A 20,782-nucleotide genomic window follows, 5' to 3' on the forward strand; every position below is an offset into this window, starting at 1 on the left:
CTATGGAATCTGTCATCCTGAGGCACGAAGGATCTTTAAGCGATAGATTATTGATTTCATCAATTAATATTGCTTCAAAGTGTATGCATTGTAAATAGAGATTCTTCACTACGTTCAGAATGACACCAATGATTCCGCGTTAGGGATTGTAAGGGTTCAGTACCGATCCTTCATCGGTACCGGAGCGCAGCGCAGCCCTGAAAAGCCCGGACCCTTTCCCGATTCATCGGGATTAGGGTAACGCCCAAATCAGTTGGCAGTTAACGGTTGGCAATTTATAACACAAACCTGGTATACTGAAAACAATACACGACAATTTTTCAGTATAAAGTATTACAAATCAGCAATTTAGTCATTAAAAATTAAATCTTACCGACAAAATTTCCGATTGCAAAATCAAAACTGCTATGGCATTTGTTTTGACTTAAACGGAATATGAACTTCAACAATTTTACTATAAAAGCCCAGGAAGCAGTTCAACAGGCTTCTGAAATAGCCCAAGGCAATCAGCAACAGGCTATTGAAACGGCACACTTGCTTAAAGGTTTGCTTACTGTTGATGAAAACGTGGTTTCTTATGTTTTAAAGAAACTGAACGTGAACCTAAATTCACTAAATCAAAACTTAGATGCAGAGATTGCCAGGTTCCCGAAAGTGAGCGGAAGCAATGTCTATCTGTCATCTAATGCCAATAGCACCCTGCAGAAAGCGCAAACATTTTTAAAAGAATTTAAAGATGAATTTGTGTCTGTAGAGCATTTATTATTAGGCATATTAGCCGTTAACGATAGCACTTCGAAATTATTGAAAGAGCAGGGCGTTAACGAGAAGGACCTTAAAAAAGCCATTGTAGAATTGCGTGGCGATAACCGTGTAACGGATCAAAATGCAGAAGCTACTTACCAGGCCCTAAGCAAATATGCAAGAAATTTAAACGAGTATGCCGAGAGCGGAAAGCTTGATCCGGTGATCGGCCGCGATGAAGAAATCCGTCGGGTGATCCAGATTTTATCACGCAGAACCAAGAACAACCCTATTTTAATTGGTGAACCCGGTGTAGGTAAAACAGCCATTGCAGAGGGTATTGCCTTCAGGATTATTAAAGGTGATGTACCTGAAAATTTAAAAAGCAAAGTGGTTTATTCGCTCGATATGGGTTCGCTTATTGCAGGTGCAAAATATAAAGGCGAGTTCGAAGAACGTTTAAAAGCTGTGGTTAAAGAAGTTACCCAGAGCGATGGCGAAATCGTATTGTTTATTGATGAGATCCACACTTTGGTAGGTGCTGGTGGTGGCGAAGGCGCAATGGATGCAGCGAACATTTTAAAACCTGCTCTTGCCCGTGGAGAGTTGCGTGCCATTGGAGCAACAACTTTAGACGAATATCAAAAATATTTAGAAAAGGATAAAGCACTAGAGCGTCGTTTCCAAAAAGTAATGGTTGAAGAACCTGATACACAGGATGCGATTTCTATCCTCCGTGGATTAAAAGAACGTTACGAAACACACCATAAGGTAAGGATTAAAGATGAAGCAATAATCGCAGCTGTAGAAATGAGTCAGCGGTACATTTCAGACCGTTTCTTGCCAGATAAGGCCATCGATTTAATGGATGAGGCCGCATCTAAATTGCGCATGGAAATGGACAGCGTGCCAGAAAATGTGGATGCTTTAGACCGTGAAATTATGCGTTTAGAAATTGAACGCGAAGCCATTAAACGCGAAAAAGACGACAGAAAGGTCAAAGAACTTTCAGAAGAAATTGCCAACTTATCAGCCGAACGTGATGAATTTAAAGCCAAATGGCAAGGCGAGAAAGACCTGGTAGATGCGGTAAACAACGAGTTAGAGCAGATTGAGCACTACAAGTTAGAAGCCGAACAGGCAGAACGTGCAGGCGATTATGGTAAAGTAGCCGAAATCCGTTATGGAAAAATTAAAGAGGCACAGGATAAAGTTGAAAAACTGAAAGTCGATTTAGAAAGCCAGCAAAGCGATAGCCGTATGCTTAAAGAAGAAGTTACAGCTGATGATATTGCAGGTGTGGTTGGTCGCTGGACAGGTATTCCGGTAACCAAACTGATTGCCAGTGAACGTGAAAAATTACTTCATTTAGAAGAAGAATTACACCAGCGCGTGGCTGGTCAGGATGAAGCAATCGAAGCCATTTCTGATGCGATCCGTCGCTCGCGTGCAGGCTTGCAGGATAAACGTAAACCAATCGGCTCTTTCATCTTTTTAGGTACAACCGGAGTAGGTAAAACTGAGCTGGCAAAGGCCTTGGCAGAATTCTTATTCAACGATGAAAATGCGCTAACACGGATCGATATGAGTGAATATCAGGAACGTCATGCAGTATCGCGTCTAATTGGAGCGCCGCCGGGATATGTTGGTTATGATGAAGGCGGACAGTTAACCGAAGCCGTTAGGCGTAAACCTTATTCTGTGGTATTGCTTGATGAGATTGAAAAAGCACACCCGGATGTATTTAATATCCTGTTACAGGTGTTGGATGATGGCCGTTTAACCGATAATAAAGGCAGGACAGTGAATTTCAAAAACACCATCATCATCATGACCTCGAACATCGGTGCGCATTTAATTCAGGATAACTTTAAAAACTTGATTGATGAAAACCGCGAGGAGATAATTGCCAAAACCAAAAACGAATTGTTCGAGGTATTAAAACAGACCATTCGCCCGGAATTTTTGAACAGGATTGACGAGCTGATTATGTTTACACCATTAAACCGCAGCGAAATTAGAAACATTGTAAGCTTACAGTTTAAACATGTACAGCAAACATTGGCCGAAATGGGTATAGAAATGGATGCCAGTGATGAAGCTTTAGATTGGCTGGCACAATTGGGTTACGACCCTCAGTTTGGTGCCAGACCGTTAAAAAGGGTTATCCAAAAAAGAATACTAAATGAATTATCGAAAGAGATATTGGCGGGTAAGATAGATAAAGACAGCAAAATTAAGCTGGATATGTTCGATCATAATTTTGTGTTCCTGAACCAAAATGCTGGTTAATATATTCAGCGATTAAACGCCGTCCCGATTATATCGGGGCGGTTTTTTTTTGCTCTTTAAATCTGTATATCTAAGTTTAGGAGGAAGCTTTTTTTAGCTTTTTTTAACACTTACATTGTTGTGATAGCAATTTAAGATGACTAGAATTGTAAAACACAACCTCTTGAAAATGAACACAAAAATCTATCCGCTCTTGATTTTGGCTTTTTTTACATGCAAGGCCTTCGCGCAAAAATTTCAAAAACCGGCACTCTTAAAAAATATTACAACCTTACCCATGCCTGATACTGGCACATTTGTTTCAGTGTTTTACACCACAAATGAAAATCCAGAGATCATTGCAACCCATCGCCTTGTCCCTCAAACCGAAGTTTTAACTACAGTTATAATGACTGGTAGCCTTGGTAAAGGGCAGATTTTTGCCATTGGCTCATCAGATTATTTTAAAAGTAAATTATTGGCCGATCAAAACATCCAGAAACTACTAAAAAATATTCTCGAAAATGCAACTGATCATCCAAAAAAACTAAAAGTAGCGGTAACCAAAACTGCCGACCCTGCTTTGCTTAGTCTATTAAAAGCCAATAAAGCAAAAGTTTACGTAGCGGAAAACACTAAAATAGAGGATAAAACCGATCTTTACTTTTTAACAGAAGATGTAACAGATACCACAGAACAGCATGCACTCGAAAAATTTGTTCGTGATGGTGGCAGTCTGATTTATGGTTCGCCATATCCCTATATTTTTAAGCACCGCGATCAATCCAAATCATATTTAAACGATCTGGTGAAAATCAATAGCGTATTAAGCAAAGCAGGCATATTTAACGCATATACTTTGTTTCTGGTAGAAAATACAAAAGATAGCCTAACATTCAAAAATGAACCTTTTTATCTTAACCTGAAAAATATTACAAGAGAACTGGTCAAACCCGTTCCCAAAGCAATCGACCCAAGCGAGTATGCCTATGTTATAGAACCAACCCTCGAACTCGCTTTTTTGTATAATGCAGATACCAGCCAGATCATAAAAAAAGTAAAGTCGATATTATCAATTAGTGATACACTCGCCGTACCAAGCATAAAAAACCCTCTTGATATTTCTACTCCTGCAAAAAAGGCAGGCTATAAATTTTCCAAATATCTTTTTGATAAAACCCACAATACCAGCGAAGCAGCAAATTTTGTATATCCTGATAGCAAATTTTTTCCCGGAGAGGTGCCTAAAAATGCAAAACGGACTGTTGAGCAGATTAACATAGAAGTAAAAGTAGGATCACAGGGATTAGCTGATCCTTATCCAAATTATTTCAGGCTGCACAGTACCGGGGTTTACGTACCAGCGGGTGAGAAAGTCAATATTGTGGTCGATTCTAAATACAAAAACCAACATTTAAAGGCTCAGATCGGCATCCATAACGACGATTTAAAACACATGGATAATCTAGTAAGGGGCGGTTTTGATTTAACAAGATCGTTCGAACTGGATAAAGATACCACAACAGTTTTTTCCCCTTATGGTGGTCTGTTATACGTAAAGATTTCGGATAGTTCTACCCTAAAATCAATCAATATTACAGCAAGTGGTGTGGTTAAGGCACCTTATTATAAATTAGAAAAGAATACCCTTGCCGAATGGGAAGCAATCAAAAATAACCCAGCTCCATGGGCAGAACTTGCTACCAACAACATTATTCTTACCGTTCCTTCCTACAGGATCAAAAACTTAAAAAATCCAGAATCGTTAATGAAATTCTGGAACCAGGTAATGGATGCTGATGCCGATCTGGCCATCATCAACCGGAACAGGACACATCCCGAAAGAATTATTATTGATAACCAGGTAGCTTACGGTTATATGTTTACCGTTTGGGATAAAATTGTGGCACCTGACGACCAAAGCTGTGCCTGGATGCTTGATGAAAAAATTGTAGGAACAACAGGAAGTTGGGGGCATTTTCATGAGCTGGGGCATCGCCATCAATTTTGGGCACTTGATATGGACCAGGTAAGCGAAGTAACTACAAATCTTTATTCAATGTATGTGTATGATAAGGTACTGAAAAAAGGAATTTATAATCATGATGCAATTAGCAGCAAAGAAGAAGTAAGAAAAAGAATCAAGGGTTATCTCGAAAATCAACCTAGCTTCGAAAAATGGGGGAATGATCCATTTGCCGCCCTAAGTATGTATATCCAGATTATTGAAAGTTTTAGATGGGAACCCATTATCAAAGCCAATAAAATATACCGTGAAATGGACCCCAGAAAATACTACGACCATCCGCTGAGTAATCAGCAAAGGATCGATCTCTGGTATACAACCATCTGTAAAACTACCAATGCCAATTTATCTTCCTTTTTCGAAGTCTGGAAAATACCCGTGAGTGAAAAAGCAAAAAATGATACACGCGGCTATAAAACCTGGCTCCCCACCGAGCTCGTTGCTTATCTTTCGCATTAACGTATATTATCCCGTAGCTAAATCTGCGGGATTTTATCTAAAAAGTAACTAACATGATAGTTCATTTTCTTGTTTTTTGTTTCAATAATGATTATTATTGATTACACACAAAAACACAAATAAAATGAAACCTAAATTAATCATCATGGCGCTGCTATGCGCCGTCAGTTGGCGCTGTTATGCCCAAACTGAAAAGGGCTCGGGCTTTGTTGGCATGAGCGCCAGTTTTGGAACATCCAAACAAAACAGTTCTTCACCAAGCCTTAACACTTTTACCCTAACGCCGCGCGGAGGTTATTTTTTGGCCAATAATTTTGCCATAGGTTTAGAAATCCCTTTAAATCTTTCTAAACTTAGAAGAGAAGATTATATTGTATGGGATGAAGAAGATGGCAGATACGAAGACCGCCATGGCGTAAAGGAATTTAGTATTGGCTTCTCCCCCTTCGTGCGTAAATACATTGACGTTAAAGACCGTTTTAAATTCTTTATGCAGGCCAATCTCCTGCTTCAATTAAACACCTTTAACCGTATTGATGAGGATGGTTACCTCATCCGTACCGATGCCAGAGTAAAGGGATATGGGGCCAGTATAAGTCCTGGTTTCACCTATTTCGTGTCAGACCATTCTGCAATTGAGTTTTCTTTTCCAATCGTAAACTTCTTTCACCAAAATTATTATTCGGAAGGATCGCTCTACAATTACGACAAAACCAATAACCTGAAATTGGCGCTGCAGAATTTCACCCCAACATTTACATTCAATTATCATTTTTAATCTCTGATCAAATGAGAAACATATTCAACTCACTAAGCTTAAAGGTTTTAAGCTTAGTACTGCTTTTAATCTACGCATGTAATGTGAAAGCCCAGACAACAGAAAGCACTGAAATAAAATATTATAAAAGTATTTTCCCCGAAGAAAACGGGAAGCCAGAGTCTATTGGAAATAAAAAAATAGAATATTATCGAAGCATCTTCCCGGAAGAGAACGGAAAGATTAAATCCATCGGAGATAAAAAATTTGAATACAATAGAAGTATTTTCCCTGAGGAAAATGGTAAAGTTAAATCTATCGGCGATAAAAAAATCGAATATTCCAGAAGCATCTTTCCTGAAGAAAATGGAAAGGTAAAATCAGTCGGGGATATGCCAATCGAATATTATCGAAGTATATTCCCTGAGGAGGATGGAAAAATCAAATCAATCGGTAATGTTACCATCGAATATTACAGAAGCAATTTCCCTGAAGAAAATGGAAAGATCAAATCAATAGGCGGTGCCCAGATCGAATACTACAGAAGCATTTTTCCCGAAGAAAATGGAAAGCTCAAATCAATTACAGGTGAAACAGGTAGTGATTTCAATTTCTCTTCTACTGAACTGTACTATTTTATCCTGAATGCAAATTCGAAGTAAAATACAATCCATTCATTCTTATTACCGAACACCGACCTAATAAATCAGATCGGTGTTTTTTTTATTTACTGACATTCAAAAAATTAACATAAAATTAACTAAATATATAGTTTTATATTGTTTTTTATGCTATCATTGAATACACAAAAACACAAATGAAAATGAAAAAACAATTATTAACGTTGGTAGCACTATGCGCTATCGCCATGGCAACTCATGCCCAAACAGAAAAAGGAGACAACTTAATTGGAGGAAGTTTAAGTATTTCTTCGTCAAAAACTGAATCGCCAAATTACGAAAAAAGATATTTTTATGGCATCAATCCGAGTTATGCACATTTTTTTTCTAAAAACTTAGCAATTGGATTAATTGCTGGTGCTGGTTATACTAAAAATTTTAACAGTAGTTTTGATGCTAACACTAACATCACCCATACAAGAACAAGTAAGCAAAAAACTTTCTCAATCGGCCCCGTGGTAAGATATTATGTAGATATTGTTGATAAATTTAAAGCTTTTGGCCAGTTTAGTGGAACAATCGGTTTTGCAAAAATCAATGAATCAGGTAGTATCCGCAATAGCTATAGTATTATGCCTAATACGAAATTTACACAATACAATGCGTCGATTAGACCAGGGCTAGCATTTTTTCCCACTAAAAAATTTGGCATAGAACTTGGCTTCTCTTTGTTGTCATATCATAAAATTGATTACGGTGATCAATCAGCTGCAAATATTTGGTATGAAGCAGAAGCATTTGAGTTTGGCTTAAACACCTTCGATCCATTTCTTGGATTTAATTTTCACTTTTAAGCTAATGGAGGCTGTTCTGCAAAGTTAATTTCGCATCGAATATGCCACGCTGTCCAAAGGACTCCTACGGAGAGCCTGTTGAAACGCTAAAAACATATATTTTGGCTAGTCTTCTATAGGTAACCATTTAAAGATCTAAAAAGAAAAATCGTCATTGCGAGGAACGAAGATAACCGAACGATTGAGCTCATGAATGCCTGTAAAAACAACTGCACAAATGAATAATCTTAAAGCACACGCTAGTAGCGATCGTAGTAAGATTGCTTCGTCGGCTGAAAAAGCCTTCTCGCAATGACGACTCCTCATTGCCTACAGTTCTTCTCTTTTATTTCTTCTTCGTTTCAATGTTCGGTAAGAATCCGGTTAGTAAACCGATTAAAGGCAGAAATGCACAAATATTAAATACGTATCCGATACTCGTAGAATCGGCAAGTTTCCCCAATAGCGCCGATCCTATACCACCCATGCCAAAGGCAAAGCCAAAAAACAAACCTGCAACCAAACCAACTTTGCCGGGAATCAGTTCCTGTGCATAAACTAAAATTGCCGAGAAAGCTGATGCTAAAATCATTCCAATAGGGACAATTAGCACACCTACCCAAAACAGGTTTGCATGTGGCAGTAGCAATGCAAACGGAGCAGTACCTAATATAGATGCCCATATTACATATTTACGCCCTATTTTATCGCCTATTGGCCCACCCAATAAGGTTCCGGCAGCTACTGAAAATAAAAACACAAATAAATAGATTTGTGAGGTTTGCACCGAAACATGAAATTTATCAATCAGGTAAAAGGTAAAATAATTGGTCAAACTCGCCATGTAGAAATATTTGGAGAAAATCAGCAAGAGTAAAATACACACCGAGAAAACCACCTTAGTTCTTGAAAATTGGTTCACAACAGTTTGAATATTGATTTTTTTACTTTTCGAAAGCATAAATCCCCTGTACCAATTGCCTACATAGGTGAGGATAATAATGGCTAAAAGCGCAATTACCGAAAACCAGATCACGCTGAACTGTCCATAAGGGACTATAATCCAGGCAGCCAACAACGGACCTAAAGAACTCCCTGCATTGCCCCCCAATTGAAAAACAGATTGAGCCAATCCCCTCTTCCCGCCTGATGCAGCGTGTGCCATACGTGACGCCTCGGGGTGAAATATAGAAGAACCTATCCCAATAAAACATACAGAAAGTAATATGGTGTAAAAATGGGTTGATTGTGAAAGCGAAATTAACCCGATCAGGGTAAAACCCATGCCAACAGCCAACGAGTATGGTTGAGGCTTTTTATCAGTGTATAAACCCACAAAAGGCTGTAACAGTGACGCGGCTAACTGAAAGGTCAATGTAATTAGTCCGATCTGCGAAAAACTTAAATGATAGCTGGTTTTAATGATGGGATAAATTGCAGGAATTAACGATTGTATGGTATCATTAAGTAAATGCGAAAAACTTAAAGCGAAAAGTATTGGGAAAACGGTTTTTTCAATAATGGAAGTGGTTGTGCTATTCTCAGTCATATCGGTAAATTATACCGCCAAAAATAGTGATTATAAATTTTTAAACTAAACGATGTGTCCTTGCAAAAACCAAACATTTTTATAAAGTTTTGGTTTTATAGCTATGGAAAAGAATAGAAAAATTGTTGGCTTATGCGGAAGTTTAAGAAAGGGATCATACAATGCCATGCTGCTACAGGTAGCAGGCGGGTTAATCCCTGAAGGTATCCAGTTCGAGACGGTTACTTTCGATGATATTCCTGTTTACAATGCAGATCATGATTTACCCGAAGTTGAAGAAAGGCCCGCGAGCGTAACGAAATTCAGAGATGCCCTTGCCACTGCAGATGCTTTTATTATTGTTTCTCCTGAGTATAATTATTCTATTCCCGGTGGATTAAAAAATGCCATCGACTGGGCCAGCCGTGGAAAAGATTCGCCTTTGATGCATAAACCAGTTGCTGTGATGGGCGCAACACAAGGTATGTGGGGAACGGTTAGAATGCAAACAGCGTTTTTGCCTGTTTTTACATTCCTGAATATGAACCCGGTTTTACAACCAGAAGTTTTAGTTGCCCAAGCTCAAAATAAATTCGATGCTGAAGGAAATCTAACCGACGAGAAAACCATCAGTATTATTAAAAAGAAAATAGAAAATTTAATTTCTGCTTGTAAGGTTTAATCCAAAACTGCAACAGGTCCCTTGCCAAAAACCTGACATTTTCGGCATTTTACAATCTGACATTTATACAAAAATAGTCAGATTGTCAATCTGTCATGTCTAAAAAATTAATCAGTCGATTAATTTATAGTCACGCGAAAATAATATTGACTTAACACTAATTTTATATCTGTTTAACAATTAAGCAGTTGACCAAAAACTGATTTTTTGATGACGCAGGTAAAGGTTTTTGGCACAAGTGTTGACTTTTATCCAAATATAGTCAGAAATTAAAAAAGTAAAATTGACTATATTTTTATAACAAATAAATAATAAAAAAGATGAAAAAACTATTATTATCTTTAGTAGCAGTAGCAGGTTTAGTTTATGGTGCACAAGCACAAACTGAAAAAGGAAATTTTATGTTGGGCGGTAACGTAGGTGTAAACTCTACAAAAGTAGACGGTGCTCCAAAAGCAGATTTCAGCTTTAGCGTATTACCAAGTGTTGGTTATTTTATCAGCAACAATTTTGCAATCGGTACCGGTGTTGGTTACGAATACAATAAAGAAGTAAGCAACAAAACTCAGGATGGCGCTTTTAAAGTTGCTCCATTCGGACGTTACTATGTTGGTTTATCTGATCAATTTAAATTCTTCGGACAATTATCAGTGCCATTGGCATTTGGTGAGTTAAAAGCAACTGATGCTAACGGCGACAACGCAGTTAAATTGGGTACTACCACTAAAATCGGTGTAGAACTTGCTCCAGGATTTGCGTTTTTCCCAACAAAAAGAATCGGTATCGAACTTTCGGTTAAAGGTTTAAGTTATGAAAACTATACTTTGAAAGCAGAAGGTACAGGTGCTAAATTAAAAACAAACACTTTCGGTTTAAACGCTGATACTTTCGCACCAAGATTAGGTGTTCAGTTCTACTTTTAATTAATTCTCCCTTAAGGGAAATTTAATAAATGACTTTTTTTTCGAAGAGCGTCCCGGTTTACCATCGGGACGCTTTTTGTTTACTTCTTTTCTCTGATGGCTTTAAATTCAGAGCCGTCTTTCCATTTCGGATACGAATCTTCATTACTGATTCGGTAACCCATATCAAAAAGCATTCTTACATCTTCTACAATACCTGATAAATCCCATGTTTTGGCATCGAAATTATCCTGTGGCGAATGATAACGGAATTTAGTAAAATCGGCTACCTGCTTCAATCCCCATGCCCTGCCGTTTTTGATATTATCTACGCCAGAACCTGTAAACAAGGAGGGTACACCAACCTTGGCTAAATTAAAATGATCGGAACGGTAGTATAATCCCGATGACGGAACAGGATCTGGCACGATTACCCGCCCCTGCTTTTTAGCCGCCGCTGCAGCATAATCTTCGAGTTCTGACTGGCCAAAACCATATACCACAATATCTTTGGTTTTACCTGCTATACCCATCATATCCATATTGATATTGGCAACCGTTTTAGCCAAAGGAAAAGCTGGGTGTTTGGCATAATACTCAGAACCTAAAAGCCCCTGTTCTTCAGCCGTATAAGAAATAAACAAAATCGTACGCCCGGGAGCTTTAGGTAACTTTTTAAAGGCTGAAGCAATTTCGAATAAAGAAGCTACGCCTGTTGCATTATCAACCGCTCCATTATAAATAGAATCACCCTGTATTTTTTCTCCCACACCTAGATGATCCCAATGTGCTGAATAAATAATAGCTTCATCTTTACGCTTATCGCCTGGTATTTTAGCCAGAACATTATAAGTAACCGATTTTTTGATGGTATTTTTAACCTTTAATGAGGTGGTAACATTTAAATCAACAGCTTTAAAACCTTTTTTCCGCGCACTTAAAGCCAATTGATCGAATGATTTACCATCCAGTGCAAATAGCTGTTTCGCATTATCTAAAGTAATCCAGCCTTCTACTACAGTCCTGCTCATTCCATTGTCTTCGCTTTGCAGGGTAAGTTTAGATTTCGACCAGCCACTGCGCACAACTGTCCAGGGATAAGCTGCAGGCTCGGTATCATGAACAATAATAACCCCTGTAGCCCCCTGTCTTGCCGCTTCTTCAAACTTATAGGTCCATCGGCCATAGTAAGTCATATTTTTACCTTTAAACAAGGTAGAATCAGCAAAGCCCGGATCATTTATCAACACCACCACCGTTTTCCCCTTTACGTTTAGGTTTGCATAATCGTTCCAGCCATACTCGGGTGCAACAATGCCATAGCCCGCAAAAACCAGCGGTGAGTTACTTAGGCTTACCTCATTTTGCACACGGCGCGTGCCAGCCACAAAATCGGTTAAATAATTGAGTGTTAAGGATGCAGTTTTTCCTTTGAGAACCATTTTATCTTCTGGCACAGATTTAATTTCTACCATGGGTACCTCCTGAAAGAAACTATCTCCATTGCCCGGCTCCAGGCCTAGTTTTTCGAACTGATTTTTTAGATAATTAATGGTTTTGGTTTCTCCATTGGTAAAAGGTTTTCGTCCTTCTAAACTATCAGCCGCAATTACCGATAAATATTGGGTTAAACTCGAATCGTTAATGGCTTTAATGGCTAAAGAATCAGCACCAGCGCCAGTACTTTTTGCACCTTGTTTACAGGAGACAAAGAACAGGAGCGCACAACTGGAAAGTAGAAGGAGTTTTTTCATTTGTAAAGAATTGAATTTCAATAAAAAATTTCATTTGCTGAAAAATACGAAGAAAATGGCAAATTCTCACAGGTAACTATGAAACGTCCTCTCATCTCAATCGCAGTGTTCCCAAGGAACTCCTTCGGAGGAGAGATCTGAATGAATAAATCTATTGCTTAATCAGCTTAAATTTCCTCAACTGTTGCCCATTTTTATTGATCACACCAACATAAACACCTGTTGATAAAGCGTTGAGCAAAAAACGGCTCGAACTTGTGGCCTTTTCCTCAAAAACCTTCTGTCCTAATATGTTAAAAATAGATAGACTATAATCTTCAAATGATCCACTCAGAATAGTTAAATAATCGGCAACTGGATTGGGAAAGAAAGAAAATTCATTGTCCTTAAGAAACACTGCCGAAACCAGATCGCTCTGCACCTGGCCGTTGGCAGTTTCGAAAGTAACGCGGTAAAACTGGATTCCAGCTTTTGGCTTTTCATCAAAAATTGTATAATCGAGTTGATTTGAAACTGGCTTCGTCTGCTGTAAAACACTAAAAGTATTTGGCCCGGTCTGTTTTTCCCAAATGATATTCTTTAAATCCAAGGTACTTCCAATACTGAGATCTAGTTTTACTTTACCCTCACTTACAGATGCCGATAAATTCCTTACATAACAGGCAATTCCCTGCTGCGTATAATCTATGGTATAACTTTTTAAACCTGTAAAACCTATCCCGTTAGCTGCTATCGCAAAATATTTACTATTAATTTTGCCTGCACCAAGCTTAACTATAGTATCAGTAAGGGTTAGCACCGGAGAAAGAATATTATCCACAATATTGTACAAAGTATAATCTTTTGCACCAGGCTGTGGGTCCCAACTGAGCACAGCACCGTCTTTACATACATAGCCAACTTTCAATGTCCTCGGACTAGAAATCGTAAATGATTGGCTCAATATTACATTTCCATCCACTTCCATTTTTATCATTGCTTTTGCAAACAAATCTGGAGTATTCCAATTGTAAAAACCTTTGCTTAAATCGATCCCCGAAGCAATTGATTTCCATGTAGCCCCTTCATCATAGCTGACCGATAAGTTGCCAGTTTTACTGGTGTAATTATTTTCCCACCTGATATAATTTTGTTCATTGGCAAAAAAATATTCGTTTTTTTCAGGATTGATGAAAGAAAAAGTGTTTTTGAATATAAAACGATAAGCTATTGCAAAGCGCTGGTTATTACCCTGTGTAATCCTGTTACCCTTAACATGAATATTATAAGTACCTGCTGAGGGGTTATCGAGACTAACCTGCTGAATGGTATTGATAACATCGGCTTTACGCACCGCTGGCTTTGAGAGGGAATCTAAATGAGGAAAGCTGCTTAACACCCAGGGTAGCGTTAAATTTCCAGCAGGATTTTCGAGACTTAAATCCAATCCATTAACCAAACTTTGTGCTGCATTTACAACAGCAGGAGGATCGTTCCAGGTAATGGTTAGTTTCACTTCAGCTACATTAGCCGGAATTGCCAAGGGAATAAGCAAATCCTGATTTTTGGCCACTTCATACAAAGACGCCCTGTTTTCATCTAAAGTTTTTAACGATTGGGCCACATTCAATTTGCCATAGCCATATAAAAAATCTAGCTGTGGTGCTCCCAAATCATCAGCCGAATTAATTACTGTTGCTCTAATTAATGAAGCAGAAGCCGCTTTTTTATATTTCTGCTGATAAAATTGTTCTAACAATGCGATTGATCCACTGGTAATTGCAGCAGAGCCCGATGTTCCGTCTTCGCCCAAGGCAACAAGTTCCGGTTTTACGCGCCCATCATAGGCAGGACCTTTGCTGCTCAGATTTTCAGAAACATTTTCTCTGTTAATCCCTCCGATCACCAATAAATTTTTAGCCTGCTTAAAATTGCCTGTTAAGTTGGCCCTGGCGGTTATCCCTTGATAAAAACCAACTGATGGCGTTGTTGTTCCTTTATTTCCGGCAGAAAAAACATGGATCAAAGTATCGGTTTCGTAAATCTGCTTATCGTATGCTGCGGCTTCCATTCCGTAGTCATTATCTATATCGGTACCATACGAATGGTTTTGAACTTTAATCTGAAGCCGATTTAAATCTGTAACCAAATCTGGCATGAGGTTAGAAAAATCAGAATATGCCAATTTGGATTTAGGTGCGGCACCTAAACCACGGATAAATGAATTGCCGTTTCCTAATGCTAAGGTGGCCATAATGGTAGCATGGGTAGTTGGTGTTTTGCCGATAATCGCGCCAGGTAATGTTTTCCCCAGCAGATCAAGATCAGTCGCATCATACATCCCTTCTTTAAAGGAAACATTTATCCCCGCACCTTCGATACCCGGAAAAAGACTGTGGGCATTAGAAATTTGGTTTAAGCCGAGGTCGATGCCATTAATTACAACTTCCTCTTTAGCTACAGGCAAAACATCGGCGTATAAAACATCGTCCAGTTCCAATATCAACATTAAATCAGCCTGCAAAATATTAACCATAATCAGGTTGTTGACATGGTCTATTGATTTTACGCTTAAGTTTTTAGCTGAACCAGGTAAAGCATTTACATTTTTAAAGGATAACCTAACCAGGATGGAATCGTTCTTTTTTGTAGACTTGGCAAGCACTTTAATTAACCGATCGCTGGCCTTCCATAGTCCGTTAGCTTTCTCTTGATAAATTACATGATTAGAGAGGCTGGAGACAGCCGGTTTTTCGACAATAAAATAATCGCCGGCAAGTTTCTTTTTAGGGTTTAATAATTGAATTTCGGTAGCCGTCAACGTACGATTGAACCGGACCAAAATGAGCCCTTCGGTGCCTAATTTTTGCGAATTGCCATTTTTGGAAATATATTTCTCAAAATATTTTTCTATTCCAGCAGGTTGTACTTGTGCGTTTAAACCAAGCACAGACAGACAAAAACATATAACTAAAAATACAGTATTGACTTTCAAAAATTATTTTATTATAAAATTTTGTTTACATCGTTTATCTTCTCTAAATTAGGATTAATAAGGTAATCCACAAATTTTATTAACTAACTTATTCAACCTAAACTAATTTAATTCCAACTAAGATGAAAACAACAAAATTTTTATCGATTGCAGCAGTATGCCTTTTACTCGCTAACCTATACTCATGTAAGAGTAATAATACAGAAAACGCGGTAGAAAACAAAACTGAAATTTCAGCAGACAAATTATCACAAATCAAATCTCTAGGCTTTAGCACCGACAATATCCGCAAAACAGATGAAGGTTATTTGGTAGAGGGAGATATTCTTTTAACTGATGACAATTTAGCTGAACCTTCTACTGGTGCAAATTTAAACATTGCCGAAACCGAGCAGTACCGAACCACAAACATTGTCAAATCATTACCACGTGTAATTACAGTGTCGGTAACCAATTTACCTCAGGTATATAGCGATGCTGTAAACACCATGATTTCGAGATACAACTCGTTGGGTTTACGTATTACTTTCCAAAGGGCTAGCGCAGGTACAACCGGAAACATTAACGTTGTTGGCTTTAACGAAGGTCCAAGTGGCGGCTTTATTACCTTAGGCTCTGCGGGTTTCCCTACTTCTTCAGGCCAGCCTTTTAACCAGATCAGAATGAACACCAACACAGCGGCTTATGGAACCAATCCTAATTTATTGTACCTCGCTTCTGTGATCCAGCACGAAGTTGGCCATTGTATCGGTTTCCGCCATACGGATTATATGAACCGTGCCTTTAGCTGTGGCGCAAGTGGTGCAGGCAACGAAGGCGCATCGAATGTGGGCGCTGTTAGAATCCCAGGAACACCTTCAACTCCTGATGCAGGCTCATTTATGTTGGCCTGTTCTAATGGTGGTAACCGTACTTTCAATGCAAATGATGTGATTGCGGTAAACTACCTTTACAAATAAAAAAAACACAACGGATTACCTTAACAGATCAGAAGCCCCGAAAATTTCGGGGCTTTTTTGTTTATTAACCACAGATGCACACAGATCAACACGGATTGAATCTGTGTCCATCCTTTTTATCTGTGGTTAAATAAATAACAAAATGTGCAAAAACAAACACTGATGGATAGATTGCCACGGCTAATGAAGGATTAGCCCCGCAATGACGACTTTTCTTATAAAAATGGTTTGTGAGGACACAAACCATGGCGAAAAGGGGAAAAAATTTGCAATAGAAAGGTTTAAATCTGGAACACAACCCTAAGTTAATCAAACCTGATAGCGCCGAATAGCTCCCGATTAAAGCAAATATTTGTATTCAAGAAAATTCAAATCGGGACTATAGGCAATAGCAGGACTGAAATAACCGAAGAACTACCGAAGCTTGCTTTCCAAAAAAAACAGATAAAACTAAAATGCTTTTGTGGGGACATAAGCCATGACAAATCATGTTTTAAAATTTTAGTCGGCTACCGCTTTGATAAATTTCCCACCGGCATCGTACCAAACATTAACATCCGGTGTACCTTCGATATCGATTTTGTAGGTTATTTTTCCAGCAGTATTAATCCAATCTACATCATCGATTCTACCTTTTGGGTATTTTGCTTTAATGTTTTTAGCAATTACTGCCGGCAATTGGGCATTAGGAATATCTTTTTCGAAAGAAACTGTTTTTCCCGAAGCCGCATAGGTGGCTTTATGATCTACCTTTCCCAAATTAAAATCGACCTCATAATTTGCGCCTTTCTTTTCCCAATCTACATCTGTTGCTTTTGGGTAAGCTTTATTAAATGCTGATTTAATAACTGATGGAACATCTTTTTGATCTATATCTTGAGCGCTACTACTGGCAATTCCTCCAACTAAAAGTAATGCTGCCAAAATTGTGCTTTTGTAATTCATAATAAAACAACAGCCATATCCATTAAATTGTTTCTAAACCACTAGAATGGTTTTTGAGCACACAAACCATGGGCGGAAATTTGTTTCCCAACAACAACAGATGACTCGTAGAAAAATGGTTTAACCACAGATGGACACTGATGAACACGGATTGAATCTGTGTTCATCCTTTTATCTGTGGTTAAATAAATAACAAGATGTGCAAAAACAAACACTGATTGATAGATTGCCATGGCAAACGAAGGTAGTCTCAACAGTTACGATTTTTTGGAGCGCAATACCTGTGCAAAACATTTAGCCTCTCCCGTTTTACGCTTATACGCTTCGCCGCCTCGTACCTCGTTGCTGCAGGGTACCGCTTCAACCGGGGCTAGATGGCCAAGACAGTATTCCATTTTTGAGGTTGCAGGTGCACCTACTCTGTTCCTAACACTAAATCGGATAGATTGCCACGGCTAATGAAAAATTAGCCTCGCAATGACGACTTATCGTTATAAAAAATGGTTTGTGAGGACACAAACCATGGCAAGGAAAAATTGTTTCTAAAAAAACAGATGGCTTGCAGTAAAAATATTTAACCACAGATAGACACCAATAAACACGGATTGAATCTGTGTGCATCCTTTTTATCTGTGGTTAATGAAATTTATTTTCCGTTCTGTTCAATATCTCTGTCCATTTCTACCAGATCAACATCACTCGGTTCAGAAAAATCGCCGATTAAATATTTGTTAAAATGATCAGCCAGTTTCCAGAAAGCATACTCCGTCATATCTCCAAAACCATGGCGCTGACCAGGAATAATCAGGAAATCGAAACGTTTACCGGCTTTCATTAGTGCATTGGCCACTCGGATAGAGTTTGCCGGATGGACATTATTATCTACATCGCCGTGCATCAATAACAAATGCCCTTTTAAGTTTTTGGCAAGATCAGGGTTTTTATCAATGCTGTATTTAAATGAAGTATCGCCTTTTAACGAAATGGTTTCTTTTACACCATGGTGTTTTTCGCTCCACCAGCGGTTGTAAATGCTGTTATCGTGGTTTCCTGCGTTCGAAACCGCAGCTTTAAAGAAATCGGGATAAACCAACATAGCAGCTGTTGACATAAAGCCACCGCCAGAGTGCCCCGTAATGCCCACTTTCGATTCGTCGATGTAAGAATATTTGGCTGCCAGTTGCTCAATAGCTGTTTTCTTATCTGCCAAACCGTAATCGCGCAGATTGCCATAACCATACGTATGGTACCATTTAGAACGCGAAGGGTTGCCTCCGCGGTTACCTACCGTAATTACGATATAACCAAATTGAGCTAAACGTTCGGTACGGTCCATGCTTTTGCTAAAAGCTTTGTTTACCGCTTCTGTTTGCGGGCCTGGGTACACATATTCGATAATCGGATACTTTTTATTCGGATCGAAATCGAAAGGTTTGTACATTACACCGTACAGATCGGTAATTCCATCATCTGCTTTTACTTTAAAAGGTTCAGGAAATTTGTAACCTGCTGTTATCAATAATGAAAGATCTGTAGTTTCAAGATCCATCACTTTTTTGCCAGATCCATCGTAAAGCGTGGCTTTTGGCGCTGTGTTTACCCTCGAATAATTATCAACAAAGAAAGTATTGTTATCATTCATATTCGCCACATGGTCAAAATCACCTGCATTTAACAGTTTCATGTTCGAACCATCAAAATTGATGCTGTATAAATGTAAGTAGTAAGGATCTTCTTTACCTTCCCTGCCATTTGCCGTAAAATAAAGGATACGTTTTTTCTCGTCGATATTTACGATACTCTCACAGTGGAAAGCACCTTTGGTAATCTGGTTTTTCAGCTTCCCATTTCCGTCAAAAAGATAAAAATGTGCCCAACCATCGCGCTCACTCCAATGAATCAGTTCGTTGCCATCATTTATCAAACCTGGGCGGTTGACTTCAACATAGGTATTAAAACGCTCGTCGATTAAAGGCGTAACTTTTCCGGTAGCAATATCAACCGTACCGATGTCGATACGTTTTAAATCGCGACTGGTGCGTGAAAAATAGAATCTGCTATCATTACCCAACCAAATAGACGGACGGAATTCGTTATCACGGTCTTTATTTAATGATGGTTTGCTCCAAACTGAAACACTTTGATCTTTAAATGCGGCAACACTTAGTTTTTTATAAGATTTTGCAGCAAAGTCGAACAGCAAAACTTCATCCTGAGGGGCTTCAGCCTCTCCCGGCATTTGATATTTATAGGTTTCTAAGGTCGGACGGCCAGGTGTAACACTATTAATTACCCAAAGATCTTTAACCTTACGCGAATCGGTTCTATCCAATACAAAATATTTCGAGTTCGGCGACCAAAGCACATAAGCACCACGGCGTTTTTTATTATTTTTTTCGTTCTCTACGTTGTTCTCACCATCGCCATCACTTCCGTACGAATAAAACTTAACCCCATCTTTAGTGAGCTGATGTTCTACAATCGTGCTATCATCTTCATTTTTAACTGCTTTTTTGTAGTTGTCTTTATCCATCCAATACAGGTTGTAGTTACGGGAGAAGATAATGGCCGACGAATCGGGTGCTACTGATCCCCATGATGGTTTTGGCTTTGGCTTACTGAAGTTTGGCACCTCAGTTAATTTCGCGCTGGCCAGTTCGTATTTGAAAGAAAATATTTTCTTCTGCATTGAATCTGCAGCTTTTTTATCTTTTCTGTCTTTTTTCAGCTCATCGACAGTACTTTTGATTTCAAAAGAAATACTTTTTTCGTCAGCAGCAAATTTCAGATTTTCAAGCGGCAAATGTTCGGCATCGAATGGATCGCGAACAATCAGGGTAATATCTGCTGCCAGTTTAGCATTATCAAACATCAGCTTTTTGCTTTTCGATGCAGGATCTACAAGGTACCAGAATTTTCCTTTCGGACTTTCGAAAGTATACCAGAAACGGTTGCTCAACTTTAGCCAATGTGGATCTACAGTGGTAGAATAAACCATTTTTTTCAACTTATTTGGCGAAAAACGCGATGCAAGCTGATAATTTGCTTTAGGCTGTGACTGAATATTTTCGGTTAAGGTAAATGTTTTGTTTTGTGCAGCTACAGTTAAGGATAAAAACTGCGCACACAGCAGGAGTTTATAAAGTTTATTCATCAAAATTTGTTTGAGCCGCTAAATTATTTAATTAAAGCATATTAAGCAGGCTTAAATGTGTAATAAAAGCGATAGTTAGGTCAATTTTATGCACCAGAAATTAATTATTAACACAATTTATTTTGATGGTTAAATAATTGACGGATTTTATAGTTTTGTAGTTATATATCCTCA

General features: G+C 38.5%; 14 protein-coding genes. 9 read left to right on the forward strand and 5 right to left on the reverse strand.

The genetic code is table 11. The features are described from left to right. Window positions 1-435 precede the first annotated feature (435 nt). The 5 genes from clpB to LQ201_RS21195 all read left to right on the forward strand — a co-directional run bounded on the left by clpB (window position 436) and on the right by LQ201_RS21195 (window position 7,731). Complete coding sequence (gene clpB / locus LQ201_RS21175) at window positions 436-3,036, forward strand: ATP-dependent chaperone ClpB (protein ID WP_230145193.1); 2,601 nt, start codon at window positions 436-438, stop codon at window positions 3,034-3,036. 169 nt (window positions 3,037-3,205) lie between these two features. Beyond that, window positions 3,206-5,500, forward strand: a complete 2,295-nt coding sequence (locus LQ201_RS21180; RefSeq protein ID WP_230145192.1) for a M60 family metallopeptidase — start codon at window positions 3,206-3,208, stop codon at window positions 5,498-5,500. A gap of 124 nt (window positions 5,501-5,624) precedes the next feature. Beyond that, on the forward strand, window positions 5,625-6,278 hold the full coding sequence (locus LQ201_RS21185) for a hypothetical protein (RefSeq protein ID WP_029278565.1): 654 nt from the start codon (window positions 5,625-5,627) through the stop codon (window positions 6,276-6,278). An 11-nt stretch (window positions 6,279-6,289) separates the two neighbouring features. Next, window positions 6,290-6,919, forward strand: a complete 630-nt coding sequence (locus LQ201_RS21190) for a hypothetical protein (protein ID WP_230145191.1) — start codon at window positions 6,290-6,292, stop codon at window positions 6,917-6,919. A 161-nt stretch (window positions 6,920-7,080) separates the two neighbouring features. Beyond that, window positions 7,081-7,731 carry an outer membrane beta-barrel protein gene (locus LQ201_RS21195; RefSeq protein ID WP_230145190.1) on the forward strand — a complete coding sequence of 217 codons (651 nt, stop codon included), beginning with the start codon at window positions 7,081-7,083 and terminating at the stop codon, window positions 7,729-7,731. Window positions 7,732-8,056: 325 nt separating this feature from the next. Here LQ201_RS21195 and LQ201_RS21200 read toward each other — a convergent pair whose 3' ends face one another. Beyond that, window positions 8,057-9,259 carry an MFS transporter gene (locus LQ201_RS21200; RefSeq protein ID WP_230145189.1) on the reverse strand — a complete coding sequence of 401 codons (1,203 nt, stop codon included), beginning with the start codon at window positions 9,257-9,259 and terminating at the stop codon, window positions 8,057-8,059. 103 nt (window positions 9,260-9,362) lie between these two features. Between LQ201_RS21200 and LQ201_RS21205 the strand changes: the two genes are divergently transcribed. Further along, a complete protein-coding gene (locus tag LQ201_RS21205) occupies window positions 9,363-9,920 on the forward strand; it encodes an NADPH-dependent FMN reductase (protein WP_230145188.1) in 558 nt (185 codons plus the stop codon). 320 nt (window positions 9,921-10,240) lie between these two features. After that, entirely contained in the window at window positions 10,241-10,843 is a 603-nt protein-coding gene (locus LQ201_RS21210) for an outer membrane beta-barrel protein (RefSeq protein ID WP_029278561.1), read from the forward strand. 80 nt (window positions 10,844-10,923) lie between these two features. Here the strand turns inward: LQ201_RS21210 and LQ201_RS21215 are convergent, their stop codons facing one another. Both LQ201_RS21215 and LQ201_RS21220 read right to left on the reverse strand, forming a co-directional pair. Further along, entirely contained in the window at window positions 10,924-12,576 is a 1,653-nt protein-coding gene (locus LQ201_RS21215; protein ID WP_230145187.1) for a M28 family metallopeptidase, read from the reverse strand. Between the two features lie 151 nt (window positions 12,577-12,727). Then, a complete protein-coding gene (locus LQ201_RS21220) occupies window positions 12,728-15,505 on the reverse strand; it encodes a S8 family peptidase (protein ID WP_230146689.1) in 2,778 nt (925 codons plus the stop codon). 167 nt (window positions 15,506-15,672) lie between these two features. Between LQ201_RS21220 and LQ201_RS21225 the strand changes: the two genes are divergently transcribed. Beyond that, window positions 15,673-16,509 (forward strand): M57 family metalloprotease, encoded by an 837-nt coding sequence (locus tag LQ201_RS21225; RefSeq protein WP_230032697.1) that lies wholly within the window; start codon window positions 15,673-15,675, stop codon window positions 16,507-16,509. 501 nt (window positions 16,510-17,010) lie between these two features. On the opposite strand, the gene LQ201_RS21230 is transcribed toward LQ201_RS21225, so the two are convergent. Continuing rightward, a complete protein-coding gene (locus LQ201_RS21230; protein WP_230146690.1) occupies window positions 17,011-17,454 on the reverse strand; it encodes a PepSY-like domain-containing protein in 444 nt (147 codons plus the stop codon). 231 nt (window positions 17,455-17,685) lie between these two features. Here LQ201_RS21230 and LQ201_RS21235 point away from each other — a divergent pair, with 231 nt between their 5' ends. Beyond that, window positions 17,686-17,913 (forward strand): hypothetical protein, encoded by a 228-nt coding sequence (locus LQ201_RS21235; RefSeq protein ID WP_230145184.1) that lies wholly within the window; start codon window positions 17,686-17,688, stop codon window positions 17,911-17,913. Window positions 17,914-18,100: 187 nt separating this feature from the next. Here the strand turns inward: LQ201_RS21235 and LQ201_RS21240 are convergent, their stop codons facing one another. Then, window positions 18,101-20,608 (reverse strand): DPP IV N-terminal domain-containing protein, encoded by a 2,508-nt coding sequence (locus LQ201_RS21240; protein ID WP_230145183.1) that lies wholly within the window; start codon window positions 20,606-20,608, stop codon window positions 18,101-18,103. Window positions 20,609-20,782: the final 174 nt, after the last annotated feature.

This window comes from Pedobacter sp. Bi126, from assembly GCF_918698245.1.
Lineage (GTDB): Bacteria > Bacteroidota > Bacteroidia > Sphingobacteriales > Sphingobacteriaceae > Pedobacter.